General features: G+C 34.9%; 1 protein-coding gene. It reads left to right on the forward strand.

The genetic code is table 11. The features are described 5' to 3' along the window. A partial coding sequence (locus QD409_RS35790) for a helix-turn-helix transcriptional regulator (protein WP_430765092.1) occupies nucleotides 1–513 on the forward strand: 513 nt, incomplete at both ends.

Consider the following 513-nt stretch of genomic DNA (forward strand, 5'->3'; position numbering starts at 1 on the left):
ATGTTGCAGCTATTTCTTCTATGTATACATTGGATGTGTATGAGTATAAGTCTTTTTTTAGCAATATTATTTTTAATATCACCATCCTGCTTAGCAATATGGAATATGAGATTCATAGCTTGGAACAGTCGAAATATGTTTACTTGAAAGGAATAGAAGAGGCAAATAGTGCAGAAGAAGTTGTTAAAAAGCTGGAGTGTTTTTTGCGTGATACAAAAACGGTAATTAATACAGTAAAAACGAAGCCGGAAAATGTCAATATCAAAAACATCATTGCATATATGAATGAGCATTATCGTGAGCCTTTGACACTTACTAATGTAGCGCAGCATTTTCATTTTAATCCATCCTATTTATCCAGCTATTTTTCAACACATATGAAAGAAGGCTTCAGCGAGTACCTTAACAGAGTTAGAATAGAAGAGGCATCTAAGCTTCTTGTTGCAGGCACTGCACCAATTTCAGAAATCAGCGGAATTGTCGGCTATTCAGACCACAGCTATTTCTGTAAAG

It is taken from the genome of Rhizobium sp. BR 315 (assembly GCF_050577975.1).
In the GTDB taxonomy this organism is placed as follows: domain Bacteria; phylum Pseudomonadota; class Alphaproteobacteria; order Rhizobiales; family Rhizobiaceae; genus Rhizobium; species Rhizobium miluonense.